At 61.7% G+C, this 25,047-nt stretch carries 19 protein-coding genes; 8 read left to right on the forward strand and 11 right to left on the reverse strand.

Annotation, left to right across the window (positions count from 1 at the left end):
• Positions 1 to 291 precede the first annotated feature (291 nt).
• Positions 292 to 1,005: a FadR/GntR family transcriptional regulator gene (locus tag HU767_RS17280; RefSeq protein WP_186708587.1), complete on the reverse strand. Its 714-nt coding sequence runs from the start codon at positions 1,003 to 1,005 to the stop codon at positions 292 to 294.
• A gap of 300 nt (positions 1,006 to 1,305) precedes the next feature.
• On the opposite strand from HU767_RS17280, the gene gudD reads away from it, so the two are divergent.
• Positions 1,306 to 2,649, forward strand: coding sequence for a glucarate dehydratase (gene gudD, locus HU767_RS17285; RefSeq protein ID WP_186708585.1), 1,344 nt, complete (start codon positions 1,306 to 1,308; stop codon positions 2,647 to 2,649).
• A 134-nt stretch (positions 2,650 to 2,783) separates the two neighbouring features.
• Here the strand turns inward: gudD and glgB are convergent, their stop codons facing one another.
• From glgB to HU767_RS17300, 3 genes are all read right to left on the reverse strand, one after another.
• Complete coding sequence (gene glgB, locus HU767_RS17290) at positions 2,784 to 5,018, reverse strand: 1,4-alpha-glucan branching protein GlgB (protein ID WP_186708576.1); 2,235 nt, start codon at positions 5,016 to 5,018, stop codon at positions 2,784 to 2,786.
• Between the two features lie 11 nt (positions 5,019 to 5,029).
• A complete protein-coding gene (gene treS, locus HU767_RS17295; protein WP_186730076.1) occupies positions 5,030 to 8,374 on the reverse strand; it encodes a maltose alpha-D-glucosyltransferase in 3,345 nt (1,114 codons plus the stop codon).
• A 229-nt stretch (positions 8,375 to 8,603) separates the two neighbouring features.
• A complete protein-coding gene (locus HU767_RS17300) occupies positions 8,604 to 10,601 on the reverse strand; it encodes an alpha-1,4-glucan--maltose-1-phosphate maltosyltransferase (protein ID WP_186730077.1) in 1,998 nt (665 codons plus the stop codon).
• Positions 10,602 to 10,813: 212 nt separating this feature from the next.
• On the opposite strand from HU767_RS17300, the gene HU767_RS17305 reads away from it, so the two are divergent.
• Positions 10,814 to 10,978, forward strand: coding sequence for a hypothetical protein (locus HU767_RS17305; RefSeq protein ID WP_186730078.1), 165 nt, complete (start codon positions 10,814 to 10,816; stop codon positions 10,976 to 10,978).
• Positions 10,979 to 11,138: 160 nt separating this feature from the next.
• Here HU767_RS17305 and HU767_RS17310 read toward each other — a convergent pair whose 3' ends face one another.
• Positions 11,139 to 11,639, reverse strand: coding sequence for an MgtC/SapB family protein (locus tag HU767_RS17310; RefSeq protein ID WP_186708554.1), 501 nt, complete (start codon positions 11,637 to 11,639; stop codon positions 11,139 to 11,141).
• 135 nt (positions 11,640 to 11,774) lie between these two features.
• Between HU767_RS17310 and HU767_RS17315 the strand changes: the two genes are divergently transcribed.
• The 3 genes from HU767_RS17315 (at position 11,775) to mapR (ending at position 15,452) form a co-directional block, all read left to right on the forward strand.
• On the forward strand, positions 11,775 to 12,011 hold the full coding sequence (locus tag HU767_RS17315; RefSeq protein WP_186730079.1) for a DUF3203 family protein: 237 nt from the start codon (positions 11,775 to 11,777) through the stop codon (positions 12,009 to 12,011).
• Positions 12,012 to 12,431: 420 nt separating this feature from the next.
• Positions 12,432 to 13,844, forward strand: coding sequence for a cytochrome c oxidase accessory protein CcoG (gene ccoG / locus HU767_RS17320; RefSeq protein WP_186708550.1), 1,413 nt, complete (start codon positions 12,432 to 12,434; stop codon positions 13,842 to 13,844).
• A gap of 198 nt (positions 13,845 to 14,042) precedes the next feature.
• Entirely contained in the window at positions 14,043 to 15,452 is a 1,410-nt protein-coding gene (gene mapR / locus HU767_RS17325; RefSeq protein WP_186730080.1) for a GntR family transcriptional regulator MpaR, read from the forward strand.
• 149 nt (positions 15,453 to 15,601) lie between these two features.
• Here the strand turns inward: mapR and HU767_RS17330 are convergent, their stop codons facing one another.
• Together HU767_RS17330 and HU767_RS17335 are read right to left on the reverse strand one after the other, a co-directional pair.
• The gene (locus tag HU767_RS17330; RefSeq protein WP_186708540.1) at positions 15,602 to 16,348 is read right to left on the reverse strand and encodes an SDR family oxidoreductase; all 747 of its coding nucleotides are present in this window, start codon (positions 16,346 to 16,348) and stop codon (positions 15,602 to 15,604) included.
• A gap of 78 nt (positions 16,349 to 16,426) precedes the next feature.
• Complete coding sequence (locus tag HU767_RS17335; RefSeq protein ID WP_186708538.1) at positions 16,427 to 17,305, reverse strand: Dyp-type peroxidase; 879 nt, start codon at positions 17,303 to 17,305, stop codon at positions 16,427 to 16,429.
• A gap of 226 nt (positions 17,306 to 17,531) precedes the next feature.
• Here HU767_RS17335 and ampC point away from each other — a divergent pair, with 226 nt between their 5' ends.
• Positions 17,532 to 18,680 carry a class C beta-lactamase gene (gene ampC / locus HU767_RS17340; protein WP_186730081.1) on the forward strand — a complete coding sequence of 383 codons (1,149 nt, stop codon included), beginning with the start codon at positions 17,532 to 17,534 and terminating at the stop codon, positions 18,678 to 18,680.
• Between the two features lie 177 nt (positions 18,681 to 18,857).
• Here ampC and HU767_RS17345 read toward each other — a convergent pair whose 3' ends face one another.
• The 4 genes from HU767_RS17345 to HU767_RS17360 form a co-directional block, all read right to left on the reverse strand.
• The gene (locus HU767_RS17345) at positions 18,858 to 19,406 is read right to left on the reverse strand and encodes a DUF4174 domain-containing protein (RefSeq protein ID WP_186730082.1); all 549 of its coding nucleotides are present in this window, start codon (positions 19,404 to 19,406) and stop codon (positions 18,858 to 18,860) included.
• Between the two features lie 136 nt (positions 19,407 to 19,542).
• The gene (locus HU767_RS17350; protein ID WP_186730083.1) at positions 19,543 to 20,901 is read right to left on the reverse strand and encodes an erythromycin esterase family protein; all 1,359 of its coding nucleotides are present in this window, start codon (positions 20,899 to 20,901) and stop codon (positions 19,543 to 19,545) included.
• Positions 20,902 to 20,970: 69 nt separating this feature from the next.
• Positions 20,971 to 21,756, reverse strand: a complete 786-nt coding sequence (locus HU767_RS17355) for a sulfite exporter TauE/SafE family protein (protein ID WP_186708523.1) — start codon at positions 21,754 to 21,756, stop codon at positions 20,971 to 20,973.
• A 106-nt stretch (positions 21,757 to 21,862) separates the two neighbouring features.
• Entirely contained in the window at positions 21,863 to 22,567 is a 705-nt protein-coding gene (locus HU767_RS17360) for a hypothetical protein (protein WP_238349492.1), read from the reverse strand.
• 341 nt (positions 22,568 to 22,908) lie between these two features.
• Here HU767_RS17360 and HU767_RS17365 point away from each other — a divergent pair, with 341 nt between their 5' ends.
• Together HU767_RS17365 and HU767_RS17370 are read left to right on the forward strand one after the other, a co-directional pair.
• Positions 22,909 to 24,057 carry an aldose epimerase family protein gene (locus tag HU767_RS17365; RefSeq protein WP_186730085.1) on the forward strand — a complete coding sequence of 383 codons (1,149 nt, stop codon included), beginning with the start codon at positions 22,909 to 22,911 and terminating at the stop codon, positions 24,055 to 24,057.
• A 161-nt stretch (positions 24,058 to 24,218) separates the two neighbouring features.
• Positions 24,219 to 25,040, forward strand: coding sequence for an aldo/keto reductase (locus HU767_RS17370; protein ID WP_186730086.1), 822 nt, complete (start codon positions 24,219 to 24,221; stop codon positions 25,038 to 25,040).
• Positions 25,041 to 25,047 lie beyond the last annotated feature (7 nt).

Genomic DNA, 25,047 nt, shown 5'->3' on the forward strand with positions numbered 1-25,047 from the left:
GTGGGTCAGTTAGTAGCGATGTTGGCTGTGCCGCCGCCATCGCGAGCAGGCTCGACCCCACCGTTTGTCCGAGGGGTTCGCAAATATTGCATACACCAAAAACCCTGTGGGAGCGGGCTTGCTCGCGAAAGCGGTGGGTCAGTTGGTAAAGATATTGACTGTACCGCCATCTTCGCGAGCAAGCCCGCTCCCACAGGGTTCCGAGGCGTTCAAGAAATCGGCGTCCGCCGCTGATTCCCTTGTGGGAGCGAGCCTGCTCGCGATGGCGGTGGGTCAGGCGACGATGAGCCGTCAGGATCCCGCGCCGAACCGGTCACGGCTGTTGGTCAGGTGCAGCCACATGGCGGCGCGGGCGGCGTCCGGGTCCTGGCGCTTGATGGCGTTGAAGATCGCCTCATGCTCAAGGCTGGCAAACTGCGCCAGCTTGCTCAGGTCCGCCTGGCCGCGCTCGGCCACGTTCACACGGGTCCTGGGAATCATCGCGTTGCCCAGGTGCTGCATGATCTCGACAAAACAGGCGTTGTCCGTCGCTTCGGCGATGAGCAGATGGAAACGCCGGTCAGCTTCGACACAGCTGTCGTTGTTGTTGGACAACCGCTGGTAATCCTCCAACGCCTGGCGCATCCGCTGCAGTTGATGTTCGCTGCGACGCTGGGCCGCCAAGGCGACGGCCTGGGTTTCCAGGCCCAGGCGCAGTTCCAGCATCGCCCGCACCCCCGCAGCGGTGTCGACATTCAGCCGCAGCCCCTGCTCGCCGGTTTGCGCCAGCACAAAGGTGCCGATGCCGTGGCGGGTCTCCACCAGCCCCGAGGCCTGCAATTTGGAAATCGCCTCGCGCACCACCGTACGACTGACGCCATGGGCCTGCACGATGGCACCTTCCGACGGCAACTTCTCGCCCGGTTTCAACTGCCCCAGCAGGATGCTCTGGCTCAGCTTCGCCACCAGGTCATGGGCCAGGTTGTGGGTGCGCTTGCGCAGGGGGGCGTGGGTGTCTGGCGGCATGAACCGTTGTTCCTTGATACGGGCAGGCTGATCGTCGGATGAAACCTCGTCGCGCCCTGAACTTGTATGACAAGCTAGATCATCGCAGCCTACACAAGGTTGCGCCAGTACAAACGCAACCCTGCCTGAATTTTTTATTTTTTTACCAACCCCCGTGAACAAAGGAGCCCAGAGAGATTTTCAAGTGATCGCAATCAAAAAGCGACAAAGCTCACTTGTAAGACAAAAAAATCAAGTTGTATGATGTCTATCAACATCGCCCCGTCGCGATGCCCCATAAAAACAACGAGTGGGAAAGACATGCAGATTCAAGAAGCCACCAAAGCCCCGATCATTACCAGCATGCAGGTCGTACCCGTGGCCGGCCACGACGGCATGCTGCTGAACCTCAGCGGCGCCCACGGTCCGTTCTTCACCCGCAACATCGTCATTCTCAAGGACAACGCCGGCCACACCGGCGTGGGCGAAGTGCCCGGCGGCGAGCGTATTCGCCAGACCCTCGAAGACGCCCGTTCGCTGGTGGTCGGCAGCCCTATCGGCACGTACCAGAAGATCCTCAACACCGTGCGCCATGCCTTCGCCGACCGCGATGCCGGCGGCCGTGGCCTGCAGACCTTCGACCTGCGCATCACCATCCACGCGGTTACCGGCCTGGAAGCGGCCTTGCTGGACCTGCTCGGCCAACACCTGGACGTACCGGTCGCGGCCCTGCTCGGCGAAGGCCAGCAGCGTGATGAAGTGAAGATGCTCGGCTATCTGTTTTACGTCGGTGATCGCCAGCAGACCGACCTGGCCTATCGCAGCGAGCCGGATGCCGACAATGACTGGTTCCGCGTTCGCCACGAAAAAGCCCTGGACGCCGACGCCGTGGTGCGCCTGGCCGAAGCGGCCCAGGCTCGTTATGGCTTCCAGGACTTCAAGCTCAAGGGCGGCGTGCTCCAAGGCGACGCAGAAATCGAGGCAGTCACGGCCCTGGCCGAGCGCTTTCCACAGGCGCGCATCACCCTGGACCCGAACGGCGCCTGGTCACTCAAGGAGGCGATCCGTTTGTGCCGCGACCAGCACAAAGTGCTGGCCTATGCCGAAGACCCTTGCGGTGCCGAGAACGGCTATTCCGGGCGCGAGGTCATGGCTGAATTCCGCCGCGCCACGGGCCTGAAGACCGCCACCAACATGATCGCCACCGATTGGCGCGAAATGGGTCACGCCATCACCTTGCAGTCCGTGGACATTCCCCTGGCCGACCCGCATTTCTGGACGATGCAGGGCTCCGTGCGCGTGGCGCAGATGTGCAATGAGTGGGGCCTGACCTGGGGCTCGCATTCCAACAACCACTTCGATATTTCCCTGGCGATGTTCACGCATGTGGCCGCCGCGGCACCGGGCGACATCACGGCCATCGACACTCACTGGATCTGGCAGGACGGCCAGCGGTTGACCAAGGCGCCGCTGCAGATCCAGGGCGGTTGCGTGCAAGTGCCGAAAAAACCGGGGCTGGGGATCGAGTTGGACACCGACCAGCTGGCCAAGGCCCATGAACTGTACAAAGGCATGGGCCTAGGCGCGCGGGACGATGCGGTGGCGATGCAGTTCCTGATTCCGGGCTGGACGTTCAACAACAAGCAACCGTGCCTGGTTCGCTGAGTCGATGGTGCCCATGAGCTTGAAATGATTCCTTGTGGGAGCGAGCCTGCTCGCGATGATGGCAGCACATCCAACATCGCCTTCTCAGGCAGACCGCATCGCGAGCAGGCTCGCTCCCACAGGAGATTGTGTGATCAACCCTCCGGCCGCAGGATCAACACCGCCAACGGCGGCAGGTTGAGCTCCAGCGACAAGGCCTGGCCATGGCTGGGCACTTCTTCGGTGGAGGCTCCGCCGCCGTTGCCGTAGTTGGAACCGGCGTAGGTGTCGGCATCGCTGTTGAGCAATTCGACCCAACGCCCGCCGAACGGCACGCCGACCCGGTAGGCCTCGCGTGGCACCGGGGTGAAGTTGGCGACCACCAGCACCGGCCGGCCATCCTTGCTCCAGCGCAGCCAGGCGTAGACGCTGTTGAGGGCATCGTCACCGATCAGCCATTGGAAACCCTGGGGCGCGTCATCCTGGTCATGCAGCGCCGGTTCTTCACGGTACAGCCGGTTCAGATCGCTCACCAACTTCTGCACGCCCCGGTGCTCCGGGTATTGCAGCAGGTACCAATCCAACTGCTGGTCGTGGTTCCACTCGCGCCATTGGCCGAACTCACAGCCCATGAACAACAATTTCTTGCCGGGATGGCCCCACATGAAGCTCAGGTAGGCCCTGAGGTTGGCGAACTTCTGCCAGCGGTCACCGGGCATCTTGTCGATCAGCGAGCGTTTGCCATGGACCACTTCGTCGTGGGAAATCGGCAGCACGAAACGCTCGGACCAGGCATACACCAGGCCAAAGCTCAGTTCGTTGTGGTGATGGGCGCGGTACACCGGGTCTTGCTGGATGTAGTGCAGCGAATCGTGCATCCAGCCCATGTTCCACTTGTAGGCGAAACCCAGGCCGCCCTGCTGGGTGCTCTGGCTGACGCCCGGCCACGCGGTGGACTCTTCGGCGATGACCAGCGCCCCGGGGGTTTCCAGCGCCACCACGTCGTTGAGGTGCCGCAGGAAATCGATGGCTTCGAGATTTTCCCGCCCGCCGTGACGGTTGGGCACCCACTCACCGGCCTTGCGCGAATAGTCGCGGTACAACATCGAGGCCACGGCATCCACCCGCAGGCCATCGACGTGAAAATGCTTGAGCCAGTGCAACGCCGACGCCAGCATGAAGCCGTGCACTTCGGTGCGGCCCAGGTTGTAGATCAGCGTGTCCCAATCCTGGTGGAAGCCTTCCAGCGGGTTGCCGTATTCGTACAGAGCGGTGCCGTCGAACTGGGCCAGGCCGTGGGTATCGGTGGGGAAATGCGCCGGCACCCAGTCGAGAATGACGCCGATATTGGCCTGGTGGCAGGCGTTGACGAACGCGGCGAAATCGTCCGGCGAACCGAAGCGTGCCGTCGGCGCGAACTGTGACAACGGCTGATAGCCCCAAGAGCCGCCGAACGGGTGCTCCATGATTGGCATCAGCTCGATGTGGGTGAAGCCCAGGTCCTTGACATACGGAATCAACCGCTCGGCCATTTCATGCCAGTTGTATTGCCGGGCCACCTCCCCCGCCTCGTCGATTTCGCACTGCCAGGAGCCGGCGTGCAATTCATAGATCGACAACGGCGCGCCCGGTAGCTGGCGTTCGCGACGGCTTTGCATCCACTCATCGTCGTGCCATTCGATGTTCAGCGGCGAGGCGACCTTGGAAGCGGTGTCCGGCGGCATCTGCGTGGCCAGCGCCACCGGGTCGGCCTTGAGGGGCAGGATGCCGTGGGCGCCGAGGATTTCATATTTGTAGCCTTCGCCAGCACCGAGCCTCGGGATAAAGATCTCCCACACGCCGGATGGATAACGGATGCGCATCGGATGCCGCCGTCCGTCCCAGACGTTGAAGTCCCCCACCACCGACACCCGTCGCGCGTTCGGCGCCCAGACCGCGAAGCGCACGCCGTCGACGCCATCGACGGTCTTCAACTGCGCCCCCAGGCAGGCGCTGAGATCACGATGGTTACCTTCGGCGAACAGGTAAAGGTCCATCTCCCCCAGCAACGGGCCGAAGCTGTAGGGGTCTTCGGCAACCTGCTCGCCGCCAGCCCAACGGGTGCGCAGCAAGTACGCCTGGGCGCGAGGGAAATGGCCGACGAACAGCCCCGGGGTTTCGGTGACTTGCAGCTCACCCAGTTCTTCGCCGCTGTCCCGGGCCAACACATGTACGCTCAGGGCACCGGGCAGGTAGGCACGGATGAACTGGCCGCCGGCGCCGTCGCCATGGGGCCCAAGGATGGAAAACGGGTCGTGATGTTCGGCACGCACCAGCGCGTCGATGTCATGGGGCGCCGGCAACAAGGACTCCTTGGCCTGCCCCTGGGGTTCTTTATTCGAGACACTCATGATTCTCTCCACTAAATCGGTCCGGCTACGTCGGAAAAGGGTTGCAGCCCCTTCAACAACCCGACCAGGCCGTGCAGCGGCACGGGCAGCCAGGTGGGGCGATTCTCGGCTTCATAGGCCACTTCATAGGCCGCCTTCTCCAGGCCGAACAACGCCAGCGCGGCGTCTTCGCCTTCAGCATCCTTCCACTCATGGGCAAGACTAGCTGCCGCCAGCCGATATGCCTCGACAAATGCCTGGCGAGCCTCTTTCAAATAACGCTCGGCGACCCGTTGCCGCGCCGCATCGGCATCGGCCGTGCTGTCGACGGTGTGCAGGTGAATCGCCATGGCCGCCGCATAATCGAAGGAACGCAACACGCCACTGACATCCTTGTACGGGCTGTGCTTGCCCCGTCGCTCATGCAATGGCCGCGCCGGCTCACCTTCGAAGTCGATCAGGTAAGCATCGCCCTTGATCACCAGGACTTGGCCCAGGTGCAGGTCGCCATGGACGCGAATGCGCAAGCCACCGGCTGCCTTGCCGGCCAGTTCCTGGACATGGGCCAGGACGGTTTTCTTGTGCTCCAGCAAGCGTGCGACCATGGCCTGGTCGGCGGGGTTCAATTGGCCTTGGTTCTGCTTGAGCAGGCGCAAGGCGTTTTCCACCTGGGCGGCCACGTCCTTGCCGATGGACTGTGCTTCCTTGGCGTTGGTGGTTTGCGGTGTAAAGTCCGGGTCGTCGGTGGCCTGGGCCAATACCTGGTGCATTTCCCCCAGGCGTTGGCCGAGCATGCCGGCGAAATCCTTCAGCTCGCCCAAGGCGTTGTAATGCTGCTCCTGCTCGGACACCGCGTCCGCCAGCTCATCGCGCAAGGCGCGTTCGAGGTTGTTCTGGGTCCATTCCCAGGCGTCGCCCTGGTTGCTCAGGTAGCCTTGGGCGATCATCAGCAACGCATCTTCGCCTTGGGCGTCGCGGCGAATCACCGAACCCAGCAGCGGTGAAATATTGCTGAAGCCGGCAGCGGTCAGGTAGGCACTCATTTCCAGTTCCGGGTGCACACCCGAGGCGACCTTGCGGATCAGCTTGAGGACGAGGCTGCCCCCCACCACCACCGAACTGTTGGATTGTTCGGCGGACAGGTAGCGCACCTCCGGCTCGTCTCCCAGGTTCAACGCGGCCAGGCCTTCGGTCGGCTCGAAACGCAACTCACCTTCGGCGAACGGCAGCACCGTGGCGGCCTGCATGCTGTGCAGTACGGCGCGCACGAAGCTTTCCAGGCTGAAGGCATCGGTGATCAAGCCCACCTGACGCACCCGACGAACCCGGGACAAAGCCAGCTGCTGCGGCAATGCCGCACCGACCTGGTCCTCGGCAAGCAGGCCGAACGGCAATTGGTAACGCAGGGTCTGGCCGCCACTGGTGACATCGATTTCACTGAGCAGCACCGGATGCTGTGGATCGCCGAAGCGCACGCCATAGACAATATCGACCTTCTCGATCGCGCTGTCCTTGCCGGCGAACCAGCGCCGGTTCTGCAACCAGGTCGGCAGGATGGTTTGCTCCAACGTGGTGCGCGATGGCGCTTCGAGCAATTCTTCCAGGCGTTTTTTCAGCACCAACGTGGTGAAGTCCGGCAGGCTCTGGGCCGGTTCCACGTGCCAGCTCGGCATTTGGTTTTCTGCCGCCAGGGCGAACCAATAGAAGCCGTACGGCGCCAGGGTCAGGAGGAAGTTCAACTGGCCGATGGGCGGGAAGGCATTGCCGCCGAGCATCTCCACCGGGACCATGCCGGCGTAGGCCGACAGGTCCAGCTCGGCGGCCTGGGCGCTGCGGGACACGTTGGCCACGCACAGGATGATTTCGTGCTTGCCGTCAGGCCCGGTGTATTCGCGGGTATAGGCCAGGATCCGGCGGTTGCTCGGCGAGAGCATCTTCAGCGTGCCCCGGCCGAAGGCCTTGGATTGCTTGCGCACCGCCAGCATGCGGCGGTTCCAGTTGAGCAGCGAGTGCGGGTCGCCGGCCTGGGTCTCGACGTTGACCGACTGGTAGCCGTACAGCGGGTCCATGATCGGCGGCAGCACCAGGCTGGCCGGGTCGGCGCGGGAGAAACCACCGTTGCGGTCGATGGACCACTGCATCGGCGTACGCACGCCATCGCGGTCGCCCAGGTAGATGTTGTCGCCCATGCCGATTTCATCGCCGTAGTACAACGTCGGCGTACCAGGCATCGACAGCAGCAGGCTGTTGAGCAACTCGACGCGACGACGATCGCGCTCCAGCAGTGGCGCCAGGCGCCGGCGAATGCCCAGATTGATACGCGCCCGACGGTCGGCCGCATAGTAATTCCACAGGTAGTCGCGCTCCTTGTCGGTGACCATCTCCAGGGTCAGCTCATCGTGGTTGCGCAGGAAAATTGCCCACTGGCAATTGGCGGGAATCTCCGGGGTCTGGCGCAAAATGTCGGTGATCGGGAAACGGTCTTCCTGGGCCAGGGCCATGTACATGCGTGGCATCAGCGGGAAGTGGAAAGCCATGTGGCATTCATCACCGTTCAGCCCTTGGGCGTCGACATCGCCGAAGTACAACTGGGTGTCTTCCGGCCATTGGTTGGCCTCGGCCAGCAACATGCGGTCGGGGTAGTTGGCGTCGATCTCGGCGCGGATCAGCTTCAGGACGTCATGGGTCTCGGGCAGGTTTTCGTTATTGGTGCCGTCGCGCTCGATCAGGTACGGGATGGCGTCCAGGCGCAGGCCGTCGATGCCCATGTCCAGCCAGTAGCGCATCACCGACAACACGGCCTTGATGACCTGCGGGTTGTCGAAATTGAGGTCGGGCTGGTGGGAGTAGAAGCGGTGCCAGAAGTACTGGCCCGCCACCGGGTCCCAGGTCCAGTTGGACTTCTCGGTGTCGAGGAAAATGATGCGCGTGCCGTCGTACTTGTGGTCGTCATCGGACCAGACGTAGAAGTCCCGCGCCTTCGAACCTTTCTTGGCTTTGCGCGCGCGCTGGAACCAGGGGTGCTGGTCGGAGGTGTGGTTGATGACGAGCTCGGTGATCACCCGCAGGTTGCGTTTGTGGGCTTCGGCAATGAACCGCCGGGCATCGGCCATGGTGCCGTAGTCGGGGCTGACGCCGCGGTATTCGGCGATGTCATAACCGTCGTCGCGCCGGGGGGAAGGATAGAACGGCAGCAGCCAGATGGTGTTGACGCCCAGGTCGGCGATGTAGTCGAGTTTTTCGATCAGGCCGGGAAAGTCTCCGATCCCGTCGTTATTGGAGTCGTAATAGGATTTAACGTGAACCTGATAAATCACCGCATCCTTGTACCAGAGCGGATCCTTGATGAAGGTGGCAGACCGGGGTTTCTTCGCCATGTGCAACTCCTGATAATTCAATAAAGCCGCGGGATACAGGCTTGTGAGGTCTTGTTATGCGGCGGGGCCTTGTTCTGTGATGAGGTCTTGTTCTGTGATGAGGTCTTTTGTGGCGAGGGAGCTTGCTCCCGCTGGGCGCGAAGCGCCCCCCCTGAAATCACGACTGCTTCGCAGCCGAGCGGGAGCAAGCTCCCTCGCCACAACAGCCCTCACTCAACATCCCACGGCATCACGCCACGCTGATCCGCCAAATCCCGAACGGCTGGTACGCCGGGTCGATCCGCATGAACTGGTACTTGCCGTACCAGGTCCAGCGATGTCCGTTCATCAGGTCCTCGCCCTGGGTCTGGGCATCGTCGGGCAGGCCCATTTCCCACAGCGGCAGTTCGAAATTGGCTTCCTGTGGGTTGTGCGGGTCGAGGCTCACCGCCACCAGGATGAAATTGCTGCCATCGGCCGTGCGCTTGCCGAAATAGAGAATGTTGTCGTTCCAGGCGTTGTAGATCTTCAGGCCCAGATGGGTATGCAGCGCCGGGTTCTGCCGGCGGATGCGGTTGAGCTGGGCAATCTCGGCAATGATGTTGCCCGGCGCGGTGAAGTCCCGGGGACGGATCTCGTACTTCTCCGAGTCGAGGTATTCCTCCTTGCCAGGTACCGGGGCCGACTCGCACAGTTCGAAGCCCGAATACATGCCCCACAGGCCTGAGCCCATGGTCGCCAGCGCCGCGCGGATCAAGAAGCCCGGGCGCCCCGACTCATGGAGGAAGGCCGGGTTGATGTCGGGTGTATTCACGAAGAAATTCGGCCGGTAGCACTCGCGCAACGGCGACTCGTTGAGCTCGCTGAAGTAGGTCGCCAGTTCGGCCTTGGTATTGCGCCAGGTGAAATAGGTGTAGCTCTGGGAATACCCGACCTTGCCCAGCCGCGCCATCATCGCCGGCGTGGTGAACGCTTCAGCCAGGAAGATCACCTCAGGGTATTGGGCCCGGACATCGGCGATCAGCCATTGCCAGAACGGCAATGGCTTGGTGTGTGGATTGTCGACCCGGAAGATCTTCACGCCTTCCTCGACCCAGCCCACCACGATGTCCCGCAGTTCTTCCCACAGGCTGGGAATCGCATCGGCCGCGTAGAAATCGACGTTGACGATGTCCTGGTATTTCTTCGGCGGGTTTTCCGCATATTTGATCGTGCCGTCCGGCCGCCAGCTGAACCAGCCGGGATGCTGCTTGAGCCAGGGGTGGTCCTGGGAACACTGGATGGCGAAGTCGAGGGCGATCTCAAGGCCGTGCTCAGCGGCCGCCACCACCAGGCGCCGGAAGTCCTCGCGACTGCCCAATTGCGGATGAATGGCCTCGTGCCCGCCCTCCTCGCTGCCGATGGCATAGGGACTGCCCGGGTCGTCGGGGCCGGCGGTGAGGGAGTTGTTCGGGCCTTTGCGGAAACTGCGGCCGATGGGGTGGATTGGCGGGAAGTACAGCACATCGAAGCCCATGTCCTGGATCACCGCCAAGCGCGAATGCACGTCGTTGAAGGTGCCGTGGCGCTGGGGATCGTCGGTGATCGAACGGGGAAACAGTTCATACCAGCTGGCAAATTCGGCCAGTTTTCGCTCCACATCCAACGGGTATTCGGGGCTGATGCTCAAGTAGGGTCGATGATCGGCCAGGGACATCAGGTCGGCACTGCGTGGGGCCAGGAACAGCGCCACCTGTTCGTTCGGCAACAGGCCGGAGAGTTCGTGGTGCAAGGCCGCCAGTTGCTCGCTCAGTTCACCGCTGCTGCGCTCGGCAGCCATGTGCACTTGATTGCGCCCTTCCTGCAACTCCAGGCTGATGGGCACCCCGGCAGCGAACTTCTTCTCCAGCTCGTAGCGAAAACTGGCGAACTGGTCGATCCAGGCCTCAATGCAGAACACATAGCGGCCTTGCTCCGGCACGGTGAACTGGCCGCGCCAGCCGTTATTGCCCAGGTCGCTCATGACCTCGCTGTTCCATACGTCATCCTGAAGCGAGCGCCAGCGGATGCGCACCGCCAGCTTGTCGTGACCGTCGGCGAACACTTTGCTGGTCACCGTCACGTCCTGCCCGGCCACGGCCTTGGCGGCGAATTGCCCGCCGTCGATCACCGGCATGGTGTTTTCAATCGCGATACGCGGCAACAACAAGGCCTGAGACAACGGCAAATGCGGGTTGTAGACCAGGTCAGACGGGTGTTCGGCAGTCATCGAGCATCGCTCCTTTTACGCCCCATGGACGCGCTTGTGGCGGTAAAGGCCCAACGGGTCCCTGAAAAAACTCACTTAAACTCCGAACCGGAACGACGGCTAAAAGTTCAGCGGGATTTGCCCCCTGGACGCATCCGGGATCAAACCCGGCGCTGGGTGGTCAACAACCATAAGCACGACTCAAGCCATGTGCGTTACGGAGACCCGTCCCGATGAGTATTCCTATCCCGGCCGAAACACCCGATCCGAACATCGACAACCCCACCTTGCCCCCGCCCAGCCCTGATCCCGAGCCGATTCCCGAGGAAGACCCGCCGCTGAATCCGCAGCCGCCCAAGGGTGACCCGCCCAGCGAGAAGCCGCCGGCGCGGGTTTGATTCAAGCGTAGTAATAAAGGAACTGGATGACGAAAAAACCTGTGGGAGCGGGCTTGCTCGCGAAGGCGGCGTGACAAGCAATATCTTCATTGACTGACACACCGCCTTCGCGAGCAAGCCCGCTCCCACAGGGTTGTGTGTGTTCAGGCTGGTTCTCGTGTCACAGCTTGTCGTCCTTTTCCAGCGCCCGGACGATCATCGGCATCACACTGAAGATCGCCAGGGCCAGCACTGTGCTGAGGACTGCCGTGGCTTCCCGCCCCAGCCCAGCCGCAACGCCGATGGCGGCTGTCATCCAGAGGCCGGCCGCCGTGGTCAGGCCCTTGACGTGACTTTCGTCGCCGTCGTTGTTTTTCAGGATGGTGCCGGCGCCGAGAAAACCGATGCCGGCGACCACACCCTGTATCACCCGGCTCATGGCATCGGCCTGGGACCCGGACATCTGTGGCACCAGGACGAACAGCGCCGCCCCCAGGGCCACGAGCATGTGGGTACGCACACCGGCCGCCTTGCCCTTGTGTTCGCGCTCGAAACCCAGGATGCCGCCCAGCAGCGCGGCCATGACCAGCCGCACCGTGACCCGGGTCATCTGCTGGGCATCGGTGATGTCGGCGAATTCCGCCTGCAGGGTTATCCAGACTTCATGCCACCAGGCGTTCATGGACCGTCCTCTTTTGCGTTGGATAAACGATGGACCGCAAGCGAAGCCAGAGGTGCAGCCGACCGCTGATCAGGCGCGACGAACCCTGGCTTGGCCGAGGGACCTAACATTCATGATCCCAGAAGGAGGAACGCCATGACTGTCCGTATCGATGACAACCAGACCTGCCAATTCGAAACCCCCAACGGCACCGAACAGCGCTCCGCCAGCGAGCTGACCATCATCACCGACCCGGACAAAGCCATGTCGGTCGTGGAACTCAATGGCGACCGGGTCTACATCACCGAGGCTGAAGCCGATGCCCTGACCGTGGCCGGTGCGGTCGATGAGCGCAAGCACCTCAAGGCCACGGACAGCGGCTCGGCGATCTGAGCCCATCTACCAGAGCAATAAAATCCCAGTGGTCAGAGCAATGTAGCCCTTGTGGCGAGGGAGCTTGCTCCCGCTGGGCTGCGAAGCAGCCCCAACACATCGCGCCCGGGGTATCAGGACGACCGCGTTGCGACTCTTGGGGTCGCTTCGCAACCCAGCGGGAGCAAGCTCCCTCGCCACAAAATGTTATTCGCCCAACCACCGGTTTATCAGCCAGAAGATGTGGTTCTCCCAACTGTCCCAGCTGCGGACACATCAGTCATAAGGTGTTGTTCGCTTGTCCCCGGGTGCATCAAAGTGTCGCAGCGCCTGGGCTTCGCGGCATCTGATCCGGTTTTTATCGAAACACCTGAGTCTGTTATGCAAACAGTTCCATGGTCATAGTGCGCCGGCCAGATAGAGGCTGATGAGCGACCGACCATGAGCGATAGAATCCCCGTCCAGTTGATACAGACGTTCGAACCTGCGCCAACCAAGATCAAGGCCAGGACCACCGACGCCCTGATCCACACCCGCAGCTTCACCGGCTTGTTCCGCACCTTGCGCATCAGCGGTGCGGGGGTTCTGTTCCTGCTGTTCTTCGGCACGGTGTGGTTGAACTGGGGCGGCCGCCAGGCGGTGCTCTGGGACCTTTCCGAAAGCAAATTCCATATCTTCGGCGCGACCTTCTGGCCCCAGGATTTCATCCTGCTGTCGGCGCTGTTGATCATCGCTGCCTTCGGCCTGTTCGCGATCACCGTGTTTGCCGGTCGCGTATGGTGCGGCTACACCTGCCCACAGAGTTCCTGGACCTGGCTGTTCATGTGGTGCGAGAAAATCACCGAAGGCGAACGCAACCAGCGGATCAAGCTGCAAGCGGCGCCGTGGGGCCTGAACAAACTGTTGCGCCGCAGCGCCAAGCACACCTTGTGGTTGGCCATCAGCCTGCTCACCGGCCTGACGTTCGTGGGCTACTTCACGCCGATCCGCCCCTTGGCCGAGGAACTGCTGACCCTGCAAATGGCGGGCGTGAGCTTGTTCTGGGTGCTGTTCTTTACCGCCGCCACCTACCTCAACGCCGGCTGGCTGCGTGAGGCGGTGTGCATGCACATGTGCCCTTATGCACGTTTTCAGAGCGTGATGTTCGACAAGGACACCTTGACCATTTCCTACGACACGGCCCGCGGCGAAATCCGCGGCCCGCGCAAACGCGAGGTGAACCCGGCCAATATTGGCCTGGGCGATTGCATCGACTGCCAGATGTGCGTGCAGGTCTGCCCCACCGGCATCGACATCCGTGACGGCTTGCAGATGGAATGCATTGGCTGCGCCGCCTGCATCGATGCCTGCGACTCGATCATGGACAAGATGGGTTACGCCCGTGGCCTGATCAAATACACCTCCGAACATCAATTGCAGGGGGGCAAGACTCACCTGCTGCGCCCGCGACTGATCGGCTATACCGCCGTGCTCCTGGTGATGATCGGCGCGCTGGCCGTGGCGCTGGTGCAACGGCCCATGGTGTCACTGGACGTCAGCAAGGACCGCGGCCTGTTCCGCGAAAACAGCGCCGGCCAGATCGAGAATATCTACAGCCTGAAAATCATCAACAAGACCCAGCAGCGCCAGGACTATCAGCTGTCCCTGGTGGACGGCGACGGCTTCGTCCTGCAGGGCAAGACCCGGTTGAGCCTGGCCCCGGGGGAAATCGTCGATGTGCCGGTGTCGGTGGCGATGCAAAGCGAACGGCCCGGCAAAGGTTCCCTGGAAATGACCTTCAAGGTCGCCGACAGTGACGAGCCGGACAACAACAGCGTGGCCAAGAGCCGTTTTGTCGCACCGATGAATCGTTGAACCCGTAAGATGCCGGGCACCTGTGGGAGCGAGCCTGTGAGGGCAAGCCTGTGGGAGCAAAGCTTGCTCGCGAAGAACGATGACACGACCTTACTGTTGATTTGTGTCGCCTGTATCGCGAGCAAGCTTTGCTCCCACACGCTCGCTCCCACAGTTTAAAAAGCGCAAACCACGCGTCATTCGAGACTGGGCCCCACCATGAAACGCTACGAAAAATTCGCCGACGACATCGCTGAACTGATCCGCTCGGGCATGCTGGGGCCGGGCCAGCGCGTGCCGTCGGTGCGCTACGCCAGCCAGACCTACGGCGTCAGCCCGTCCACGGTGTTCCAGGCCTATTACCTGTTGGAGCGACGCGGCATGATCCGGGCCCGGCCGCGCTCCGGCTACTTCGTCAACACCCATGCACCGAGCCCGTTTTCCGAGCCGGCGATCAGCAGCCAAGTGCACGAGTCCACCGAAGTCGACGTCAGCGAGTTGGTGTTTTCAGTCCTGGATTCGATCAAGGACCCGAACACCGTACCGTTCGGCTCGGCATTCCCCAGCCCGACGCTGTTCCCGTTGCAACGGCTGTCCCGCTCGCTGTCCAGTGCAACACGGGACATGGACCCGCGGATGGTGGTCACGGACATGTCACCGGGCAATCCGCAACTGCGTCGCCAGATCGCCCTGCGCTACATGGTTGGCGGGCTGATGCTGCCCATGGAAGAACTGCTGGTCACCAACGGAGCCCTGGAAGCCTTGAACCTGTGCCTGCAAGCCGTGACCGAGCCCGGCGACCTGGTGGCGATCGAGGCGCCGGCGTTCTATGCCAGCCTGCAGGTCCTGGAACGGCTCAAGCTCAAGGCGGTGGAGATTCCGGTCCACCCACGCGACGGTATCGACCTGGACGTGCTGGAGCAGACACTGGAGCGTCACCCGATCAAGGCCTGCTGGTGCATGACCAGTTTCCAGAACCCCATGGGCGCAACGATGCCCGAGGAACGGAAACAGGCGCTGGTAGAGTTGTTGCGTCGTCATCAGGTGCCGCTGATCGAGGACGACGTCTACGCCGAACTCTATTACGGCCAGCAGGCCCCCAAGCCCGCCAAGGCGTTCGACACCGAAGGGCTGGTGATGCATTGCGGTTCGTTCGCCAAGAGCCTCGCGCCGGGTTATCGCATCGGCTGGGTCGCCGCCGGGCGCTACGCGCAGAAGATCGAACGGCTCAAGCTCATGACCTCGCTGTGCGCCTCGATGCCGGCCCAGGCCGCCATCGCCGACTACCTGCAACACGGTGGCTACGACCGTCACCTGCGCAAGCTGCGCTACGCCCTGGAAGAACAGCAAAACGCGATGCTCGCCGCCATCGCCCGCTATTTCCCGGCCCAGACCCGGGTCAGCCAGCCCGCGGGTGGCTACTTCCTGTGGCTGGAGCTGCCCGAGCAGATGGATTCACTGAAGCTGTTCCAGATGGCCCTGGCCCAAGGCATCAGCATCGCCCCGGGCCCGATCTTTTCACCGACCCGGCGCTTCAGGAATTGCATCCGCTTGAACTATGGCAGCCCGTGGACTGAAGCCTCGGAAAAGGCCATGGAGACGTTGGGGCGGATTATTCGGTCGTTTTGAATACGATGTCGCTCTGAAAGTTGCCTTCGCGAGCAAGCCCGCTCCCACAGTGGATCTACTGCGTACATGAAATATGTGACCGCGGGGGAACAATGTGGGAGCGGGCTTGCTCGCGAAGAGGCCAGTGCAGACAACGAAAAACCCCGAGGTCAGCGCCCGCCCCCCAAATCCACAAACGTCCCGGTCGCATACGAAGCCTTGTCCGACAGCAGCCAGATAATCGCCTCGGCCACTTCATCCGGACGCCCGCCACGGGCCATGGGAATCGCCGACTCCAGCTTGCTGACCCGATCCGGATCGCCGCTCAGGGCATGAAAGTCGGTGTAGATATAGCCGGGACGCACCGCGTTGACGCGAATGCCTTCGCCGGCCACTTCCTTGGACAGGCCGACAGTGAAGGTGTCCAGCGCGCCCTTGGAGGCCGCGTAGTCGACGTATTCTCCCGGCGAGCCCAGGCGGGCGGCCACCGACGAGACGTTGACGATGCTGCCGCCCTGCCCGCCATGTTTGGGCGACATGCGCAGCACCGCGTGCTTGGCGCACAGGATCGGCCCCAGCACGTTGGTCTTCAGTATCTTGAGGATGCGGAATTCGGACATTTCATCGAGTCGGGACTTATGGGCAACCGTACCGGCGTTATTCACCAGGGCGGTGACACGTCCCAGTTCGGCATCGACCCGATTGAACAGGCCGATGACTTCATCTTCGATGCTCACGTCGGCCCGCACGGCAATTGCCTGTGCGCCCTTGGCCCGAACCTGTTCGAGCACCTCTTGCGCGGCACTTTCATCAGACTGGTAATTGATGCAGATCCGATAGCCCGCTTCGGCAGCCAACAGCGCCGTGGCCGCCCCGATTCCGCGGCCGCCACCGGTGATGACGATGACTTTATCCACGCTTGCTTCTCCCCATTCCACGGATAGACGTGCGGCCCAAGAATAGCGTTCACGTCACGCTTTGCAAAACCGCTGCGCTTACCGGGCCAGGGCGCGCAGATCCAGGCGTCCATCCAACAGCGGCGGGCACCAGTAGTAACCACCGGTGATCGGCCGGCTCATGCGATACAGGCCATCGGTGATGCCGTCTTCCAGGCCACTCATGCGCCGCAATTGCGCCTCGAAGGCATCGAGGGAGAAACCAAACGCCAGGAACATCAGCCCAGCACGGTCGCCTTCGATCCAAGGCATGGAACGCCGGACCACGAAGGCCTCCGGGGCGAAGCTCTCCTGGGCGGTGCGCTTGACGTGAGCCGATTCCGGCGCGTCGTCGAGTTCTTCGTTGTCGCTCAGGCGCCGGCCCATGATGTTGTCGCGCTCATGGGGCTGCATCGCCGCGAAACCGTCCAGGTCGTGCTGCCACTGCTGGATCGCGGCGAAACTGCCTCCGCGCAACCCATCGGCGCCCTGGGCCAGGGCGGCAGCGATGGCCGCTTCGTCGTGAGGGTTTTCGGTGCCGTCTTCATAGCCGGTCAAATCGTGGCCGGTCATGTGGCGGAAGGTTTCGTTCATCTGCACCAGGCGCAGTGCCGGGGCCAGCGCCGCTTCGATGGCGCGACTGCGGTGCATCAGCTCGCCGCGGTCTTCACCGTGCAACCAGCACCACAGGGCATGCTGGGTCGAGGGGTTGTCCACGCCGACGCCGGCCAACGCCGGAAAAGCCCGCAGGCCATCGACCTGGGCGCCCAGCGCCTGGACCAACGATTCGCCGAAGCCAACCACGGCCCGGCCATCGAGCAGCAACAGGAGTTTGTCTAGCGCAGCCGGCAGTGCCTCGACCGATTCCAAGGCAAAAAACAAATGACGGGCCTGAGGCGGAACAGGGGTGGCGAGAATGCCGGGCTGGTAGTAACTCATGTGAACTCCTTTAGAAAGAGCGCAAGTTTACCCGGCAGCCGCCGCTTTGTGTGGTTTGGCTTGAAGCCTGGCCGCGTCGGGCAACCGGCGATTTTGTAGGAAGGTTCCCCCCGCCCTATAGGAAGACTCAGAAACATGCCTCAGCCTTGATAGCCTCGGATTGCCGGGCAGCCAGAAACGCCCTAGATTGTCCCCCCTCCAGGAAGGCCAACGAGAGCGCTGCACCATGCACATTGCCAGATCGATACTCGCCGGGACTCTTCTCCTGGCCTGCGGGACGTCCACAGGGTTTGCCCAGGAGCGCATTGAAGACACGGTCAATGCCGTCATCCAGCCACTGATGAAACAACAGGCCATCGCCGGCTTGGCCGTGGCGATCACCTACAACGGCCAACGCCATTATTTCAACTACGGCGTGGCCGCCAAGGACACGAAAAAGCCGGTCACCGACCAGACCCTTTTCGAAATCGGCTCGGTCAGCAAGACCTTCACCGCCACCCTCGGTGCCTATGCCCAGGCCCGGGGAAAACTGGCCCTGACGGATCCGGCCAGTCGCTTTGCCCCTGAGCTGCGCGGCAGCGCCTTGGAGGGCAGCCGCCTGCTCGATCTCGTTACCTACACCGCTGGCGGCCTGCCCTTGCAGTTTCCCGACGAGGCGGATCATCCGGACCGGATGTTCAGTTATTACAAGACCTGGAAGCCGCTCTACCCGGCCGGCACCCAGCGACTTTATTCAAACCCGAGCATCGGCCTGTTCGGCTATCTGGCGGCCCGCAGCCTGGGGCAACCTTTTGACGACGTGATGGAGCGCACGCTGATGCCGGGGTTGGGCCTCAAGCACAGCTATGTCCGGGTACCGCAGGATCAAATGGACCGATACGCCCAAGGCTATGCAAAGGACGGCAAGCCCGTGCGGGTCGGCCCTGGCGCCCTGGACGCCGAGGCTTACGGGGTGAAAACCAGCTCGTCGGACCTGCTTCGTTTCATCGAGGCCAACCTGCGACCTGACAAACTGGACGCGGATTTGAAGCAGGCCATCGCCACGACCCATACCGGTTTCTACAGGGTTGGCGGGATGAACCAGGGACTGGGCTGGGAGTTCTACCCCGCGCCGTTCAGCTTGGATGACCTGCTCGCCGGCAACACACCGCAGATGGCCCTGACGCCTCAAAAAGTCGAAGCTTTGAACCCACCCCTTCCAGCACCGGACGGCGCCTGGATCAACAAGACCGGCTCCACCAACGGTTTTGGCGCGTACGCGGCGTTCGTGCCTGGCAAGGACATGGGGATCGTCATGCTTGCCAACAAGAACTACCCGATCGAGGAACGGGTGAAGGCGGCGCATCGGATCCTGATGGCGTTGGAACAGCAATAACTCATGACGCCTCGGGGTGATGAGTTTCTCTGTGGCGAGGGAGCTTGCTCCCGCTGGGTCGCGCAGCGGTCCCAAACCAGTCATTCGATAATCCATTGAAAAAAAGCAGAGGGCTGCTGCGCAGCCCAGCGGGAGCAAGCTCCCTCGCCACAAAAGCGGCCTCGGCGCTAGCGGGAGTCAATCTTCCAAGGGCTTCGGCGCCGCCGCCGGCTTGGCGGCCTTGCCAGGCTTGGTGCCTTTCGCATCCTTGGCCGGTGCAGGCTCGGGCGTGGGAGGGGGCGCTGGTGGCGTTGCTTCTTTTTCCGCGGCGGGGAGTTTATCGACGGTGTCGAAGAGGTCCTTCAATTCAATCGCGCCGGAATGCTCGAGTTTCTTTTCCCCGTCCTTGCCCACCAGGATGATCTTGGTCTGGGCACCGGCGCCCAGCTTGAGGGAGCGAATCAGTGCCATGGTGCTTTGCGGGTCCAGGTCCTTGCCATCGCGCTGGCCGATGGTATTGAGCACGGTGTAGAGCACCATGTTGCGCTCGGAAAAACCCTGCTTGCCCGCTGGTTCATCCAAGGCCTTTTTCAGGCTGACCCAGGCCGGGTCGACCGTGCTGGGCGCAATGACGATCAGGGAACGCGACTTGCCGACTTCCGCCACCAGAGGGGAGTCGCCATCGGCAGCGAACAGAGGGCCGGCGATGGCCAGCAAGGTAGCGAAGGTCAACGACCGAATGAGCATGCGCCTCTCCTTTTGATAGTTACGCTGTACTGATTGCACAGGGCGGTGATTGTTCCGCGAGCGTCGCCCGATACTGCGCCTGCCTGCCTTGAAGCTTAGGCGAGCACGTTCATTGCGCAACCGCCCTGCACAGCGTTCAGAGGCCAAACGGGAACGTATCCTCCTCGTGTTCCAGGACCTGCGGCGCCGGCAATGGCGTAACGGCTTCGCTCTGTTCGAACCAGAGCCAGGCGTCGAACTGCTCGGCCAGCACCGCTTCGAAATAATGGCTCTGACGCTCGGTTTCAGGGCGGTAGATCACACCAATCGCGCGTTCGAGCAGTGGTTCGGACAGCGCGTCCAGGAGCGCCTCGTCAGGATGGGTGCGCCATTGCGTCAACGAGGCACGCACACCGGCCTGGAGGAACTGGTGCTCCCAACTGCCGGGCAACGCTGGCCGCACCTGTTTGATCTTCATCGGCGCATCCCAGTCGTCCGCCGCCGCGACGCTGCCATGATCGGTGCCCATGCCCAGCAACACCACATCGCGGCCATAAGCCATGCGGCATAGCTGGCCAATATTGAACTCCCCTTCCCAGCCCATGCGTGTCGCGGCGGCATTGCCGATGTGGGAGTTATGCGCCCAGACCAACGCCTTCGCATCAGGGCCCCGATGCTCCAACAAGGTTTGCAGGGTGTCGAACATGTGCCGGTCCCGCAGGTTCCACGATGACTTGCCCCCGCGGTACATGGCTCGGTAGTACTGTTCGGCGGCGCGCACGACCCGGGCGTTCTGGGTGGCGCTGAAGAAGGCCTCATCATCACTGATCATCGGATCCAGGCGTTTGGCCAACAAGCTGTTGAGCTGCTCGACCACGGCGTCTTCACACGTTGCCAGGTTGCCGCGCTCGGTGAAATGACCATACAGCGCCGGGTCATCGTGCCACGGCGTGAGGCAGCCATAACGATGACGGGCATCACGGGCCATGTCCGGATGGCTGGTATCCAGATAGTTCAGCACCTCATCGATGGAGTGACGCAGGCTGTAGACGTCCAGGCCGCGAAATTCCACCCTTTGCCCCATGGGCTGCTCCAGATTGTAATCGCGCAACCAACGGACGAAGCCTTGGACTTCGCAGTTGCGCCACATCCAGGTTGGGAATCGGGCGAATGCCTGCTGCTTCCACGCCGACGGCCCCAAGTCGCGTACACAGCGGTCGATTTGCCCGGCATCGGGCCAGTCCGCTTCGACGGCAACGATATTGAAACCGTGATGCTCTATCAGGTGTCGGGTAATGGCGGCACGGGCCCGATAGAACTCATGGGTGCCGTGGCTGGCCTCGCCAATCAACACGACCTTGGCATCAGCGAAGCGATCGAACATCTCACCAAAGGCCGGGCTGTCCTCGGCAGGCAATGGCTCGGCGTGGTGACGCAGGATATCGGCAATGTCGGTGCGAGGCTCGGCGCCACGCCGGCGTAGACGTTGCAGCAGATCTCTGGCTGGGCTGTTCATGGGTCTTGGCCTCATCAGTACCTGGTTTACAGGTATGACTGTGGCTATGGACCCATGACTCCGATCAAATCAGAACGCGAGTTTGAAGCCGATCATCGCCAGCATCACCGCCAGGCAAGGCCGTAGGACCTCATCGGAGATGCGTCCCGACAAATGGCTGCCCAGGTAGATCCCCGGCAACGAACCGATCAGCAGGAAACCCAGGATATGCCAATCCATGTTGCCCATGCTCGCATGGCCCAGGCCAGCCACCAGGGTCAGCGGCACGGCGTGGGCAATCTCGGTGCCCACCAGGCGCTTGGTGACCAAGAACGGATAAAGAATGAACAGCGCCACAGTGCCCAGGGCGCCAGCACCGATGGAGGTCAACGCGACCATCGTGCCCAGCACCAGGCCGGTGATGACCGTCAGCACATTGAGTCGTGAACCGGAGGGGTTGTAATGACCGCCAGCACGATCATGGGCGAATTGCAGCAGGCGCTTCTTGAACAGGATCGCCAGGGCGGTGGCGAACAACACAAAACCCAAGGCTTGTTTGATCACCGCGTTCATAGCGTCGGGCGAGCTGTGCAGGCTGCTGAGAAACCACAGCGTCAAGCCGACCGCCGGCACGCTGCCCAGGGTCAACCAGCCGGTGATTGCCCAATCGATATTGCGGTTTTTTGCGTGAACCAGGACGCCGCCAGATTTGGTAATGGCCGCGTACAGCAGGTCGGTGCCCACCGCTGTCGCGGGGTTGATACCAAACCACAACAGGATCGGGGTCATCAGTGAACCACCGCCAACGCCGGTCATTCCAACGATGAAGCCGACCACCAGGCCCGCAACGACTAAACCGACATTACCGAAATCCATTGAACCCGTCTCGACACGACCGCGTGAAAAATCTGGCCGCGAGCATAGCGATTTTTCTTATAACCCCCTATATCGATGTGATCTATCTTTATTCCTTTTTCTCAGCTCACTGGACCGGCAGAAAGTTGAGGAACAGCAGGCTCTGGGCGTAGTTCAAGCCGATGCGCCGGTAACGCTCATCGAGCATCTGGGTCAGCAGGTCCAATCGCGCGACGATTTTGCCGAACTCCACGGCGAAACTCAGGTTACTGCCCTCCTCCGAAATCTCATTGGAAAACAGCAACGGCGTGCCGTCCTTATTCTGCCGCTGACTGAGCAGCCAAGTGGCTTTTTCGATGTTGCGCGCCGCGTTGCTGACAAAACGCGGGTCGATGGTATCGGTCATGTAGAACTCGAGGCGATTGCCGTGAGCGGTGACCAGCATGCTGCCGATGGCATAGATGAACGCCCCGACCCGATCACCGAGAAATTCCGGGCTCATGGCATAGCTCAGGGCGGCCAAGTCCTTCTTGCCCCCCAACGTCGGCAAGGGTTGTTGCTGCTCGATGGCCAAGCGCACCTGTTTTTCCGCGGTGCGGGCGTCGAGAAAGCCGGACTTGCGCAGTTCCTCGGGGTTGCGCAGGTACAGCTTGCTCATCAGCAGGTAAAGGCTTTGCAAATTGTCGTGCATCGACAACGTCGCCATGCGGTCGACGCTGGTCTGCAAGAACTCCTGGGGCCGGGCTTCGCTGAACTGCGTGACCATGTCCTGCCCCTGCTGATGGCTGCAGCCGCCGCTGAACAGCATCGACACGCCAACCAATCCGGCCATGCAGGCCTGGCGCAACCTCGTCACAGAAGAAAAAACACCGGCCATCGAGTCTCAATCTAGGCATGGGGAAGCGATGGGGGTCGCCGCTTCCAGGCCAAGGATAGAGCTGTAAAAACCGCAAAAGTGCGACGCCCGAGGTGAAAGCGTTCGCTTGGGCAAGCCTCGTTTCGCTCAATTAGTCTTACTTTTTAATTGATAAATCCCGATTTATAGCTATAAATCCCTTTCCTACCCGCAAATAGAAAGACTACTGAACAGAAAAACCTTCATCGCTGTCCGACCAAGTAACGGACTCGACCGCGTTAAAACAACAACAAAACAACAGGAAGGAAGGTCACACCATGCTTGAATCCAGACATCTGCTCACGGCCCTCGGAGTCTCTCTGATGATTGCCACCTCCTCACAGGCCGCCGGCCTGACCAATGAACGCGTTGCCTTCGGCAAGACCGACGACGGCACCGCGATTGAGAAATTCGTCCTGCGCAACAGCCACGGCATCGAGGCGACCGTCATCACCTATGGCGGGATCCTCCAGTCGCTGATCGTGCCGGACAAAAACGGCATGACCGCTGATGTCGTGCTCGGCTTCGACGATGTGCAGGGCTACCAGAAGAACGGCAGCGTGTATTTCGGCGCGACCATTGGCCGCTTTGGCAATCGCCTGGCCGGTGGGGCGTTCGAGCTGGATGGCAAGCGTTACCAGGTGCCGCAGAACGACAAGGACAATTCCTTGCACGGTGGGCCACAAGGGTTCGACAAACGTGTTTGGAAAGCCGAACCGAGCAATGACAAGGATTCGGTGGGCGTGACCCTGACGTACCTGTCGGCGGACGGCGAAATGGGCTTTCCCGGCAACCTGAAGACGGATGTCACCTACAGCCTCAACGACAAGAACGAGCTGCGCATCGACTACAAGGCCACCACCGACAAACCGACCGTGTTGAACCTGACCAACCACAGCTATTTCAACCTGGCGGGTGCAGGCAACGGTGACATTCTCAAACAAGTCGCGACCCTGCACGCGGCCCGTTACACCCCGGTCACCGGCAAACTCATTCCCACCGGCGAGCTAGCCCCCGTGGCCGGCACACCGATGGATTTCACCAAGCCCACCGCCATCGGCACGCACATCAAGGCTGATCACCCACAACTCAAGTTCGCCGAACCGAAACAGGGCGGCTTCGATTTCAACTGGGTGCTGGATGCCAAGGGCGATGTGGACAAACTGGCCGCCGAGGTGCATGACCCGCAGTCCGGACGACTCCTGCAGCTCTACACCAGCGAGCCTGGCGTGCAGTTCTACACCAGCAACTTCCTCGACGGCACCGTCAAGGGCAAGCAAGGCAAGGTGTATCCGCATTGGGGCGCGTTCACCCTGGAAACCCAGCATTACCCCGACTCGCCAAATCAGCCGGACTTCCCTTCGACGCGGCTTGATCCGGGCCAGACCTACACCCAGACGATGGTGTTGAAGTTCTCCACGAAATAGAAAAGCTGCGCAACACCGGTAGGAGCTGTCGAGCGAAGCGAGGCTGCGATCTCTCCCCAGACAATTGAGTCTGGAGCGAAAAATCAAAAGATCGCAGGCTTCGCCAGCTCCTACTATCCTGCTGTCCATTGGATGATGGATCAGCACAACAGGAGAGAGTCATGAGGACGCTGGAATTGGCGGGTGTGTCCGTACCGGTCATTGGCCAGGGCACCTGGCGCATGGGTGAAGAACCGTCCCATCACAAAAAAGAAGTGGCCGCCCTGCGGTTAGGGATCGAACTGGGCATGACCCTGATCGACACTGCAGAGATGTATGCCGAAGGCGGTGCCGAGACCGTCGTCGGCGAAGCGATCACCGGCTTGCGCGACCAGGTGTTCCTGGTGAGCAAGGTCTATCCCCACAACGCCAGCCGCAAAGGCATTCCCCTGGCCTGCGAACGCAGCTTGCGCCGGCTCGATACCGATTACATTGATCTTTACCTGTTGCACTGGCGCGGCCAGTACCCCTTGGAAGAAACCGTCGAAGCGTTCGAGCGTCTGCGCGAAGAAGGCAAGATCGGCCGTTGGGGGGTGTCGAACCTTGACGTCGATGACCTTGAGGAGCTGGCTTCTCCGGCCTGCGCCACCAATCAGGTGCTGTACAACCTGCAGGAACGCGGCATCGAATTCGACCTACTGCCTTGGTGCCAGCACCGACGCATGCCGATCATGGCTTACTGCCCTGTCGGCCAGGGCGGGCACTTGCTCAAGGATCACACCCTGGGGCAGATTGCCGAGCGCCATCGCGCAACATCGGCCCAGATAGCACTGGCCTGGTTATTGCGCCAGGACAACGTGATTGCCATTCCCAAGGCGGTGAAGCCTGAGCATGTGCGCCTGAATGCCGAAGCGGCCGACATCCGGCTCGAGCCCCAGGACCTGGCCGCCCTCGACCTGATCTTTCCCCAGCCCCAGGGCAAGCAGCGGTTGGCGATGGTGTAGTCCTCGC

The sequence above is a fragment of the Pseudomonas sp. SWRI179 genome, assembly GCF_014268705.1.
GTDB classification, from domain to species: domain Bacteria; phylum Pseudomonadota; class Gammaproteobacteria; order Pseudomonadales; family Pseudomonadaceae; genus Aquipseudomonas; species Aquipseudomonas zanjanensis.

Coding starts and splice junctions, on each gene's coding strand:
- HU767_RS17280 (WP_186708587.1), bottom strand. CDS start 1,005: ATGCCGCCAGACACCCACGCCCCCCTGCGCAAGCGCACCCACAACCTG.
- gudD (WP_186708585.1), top strand. CDS start 1,306: ATGCAGATTCAAGAAGCCACCAAAGCCCCGATCATTACCAGCATGCAG.
- glgB (WP_186708576.1), bottom strand. CDS start 5,018: ATGAGTGTCTCGAATAAAGAACCCCAGGGGCAGGCCAAGGAGTCCTTG.
- treS (WP_186730076.1), bottom strand. CDS start 8,374: ATGGCGAAGAAACCCCGGTCTGCCACCTTCATCAAGGATCCGCTCTGG.
- HU767_RS17300 (WP_186730077.1), bottom strand. CDS start 10,601: ATGACTGCCGAACACCCGTCTGACCTGGTCTACAACCCGCATTTGCCG.
- HU767_RS17305 (WP_186730078.1), top strand. CDS start 10,814: ATGAGTATTCCTATCCCGGCCGAAACACCCGATCCGAACATCGACAAC.
- HU767_RS17310 (WP_186708554.1), bottom strand. CDS start 11,639: ATGAACGCCTGGTGGCATGAAGTCTGGATAACCCTGCAGGCGGAATTC.
- HU767_RS17315 (WP_186730079.1), top strand. CDS start 11,775: ATGACTGTCCGTATCGATGACAACCAGACCTGCCAATTCGAAACCCCC.
- ccoG (WP_186708550.1), top strand. CDS start 12,432: ATGAGCGATAGAATCCCCGTCCAGTTGATACAGACGTTCGAACCTGCG.
- mapR (WP_186730080.1), top strand. CDS start 14,043: ATGAAACGCTACGAAAAATTCGCCGACGACATCGCTGAACTGATCCGC.
- HU767_RS17335 (WP_186708538.1), bottom strand. CDS start 17,305: ATGAGTTACTACCAGCCCGGCATTCTCGCCACCCCTGTTCCGCCTCAG.
- ampC (WP_186730081.1), top strand. CDS start 17,532: ATGCACATTGCCAGATCGATACTCGCCGGGACTCTTCTCCTGGCCTGC.
- HU767_RS17345 (WP_186730082.1), bottom strand. CDS start 19,406: ATGCTCATTCGGTCGTTGACCTTCGCTACCTTGCTGGCCATCGCCGGC.
- HU767_RS17350 (WP_186730083.1), bottom strand. CDS start 20,901: ATGAACAGCCCAGCCAGAGATCTGCTGCAACGTCTACGCCGGCGTGGC.
- HU767_RS17355 (WP_186708523.1), bottom strand. CDS start 21,756: ATGGATTTCGGTAATGTCGGTTTAGTCGTTGCGGGCCTGGTGGTCGGC.
- HU767_RS17360 (WP_238349492.1), bottom strand. CDS start 22,567: ATGGCCGGATTGGTTGGCGTGTCGATGCTGTTCAGCGGCGGCTGCAGC.
- HU767_RS17365 (WP_186730085.1), top strand. CDS start 22,909: ATGCTTGAATCCAGACATCTGCTCACGGCCCTCGGAGTCTCTCTGATG.
- HU767_RS17370 (WP_186730086.1), top strand. CDS start 24,219: ATGAGGACGCTGGAATTGGCGGGTGTGTCCGTACCGGTCATTGGCCAG.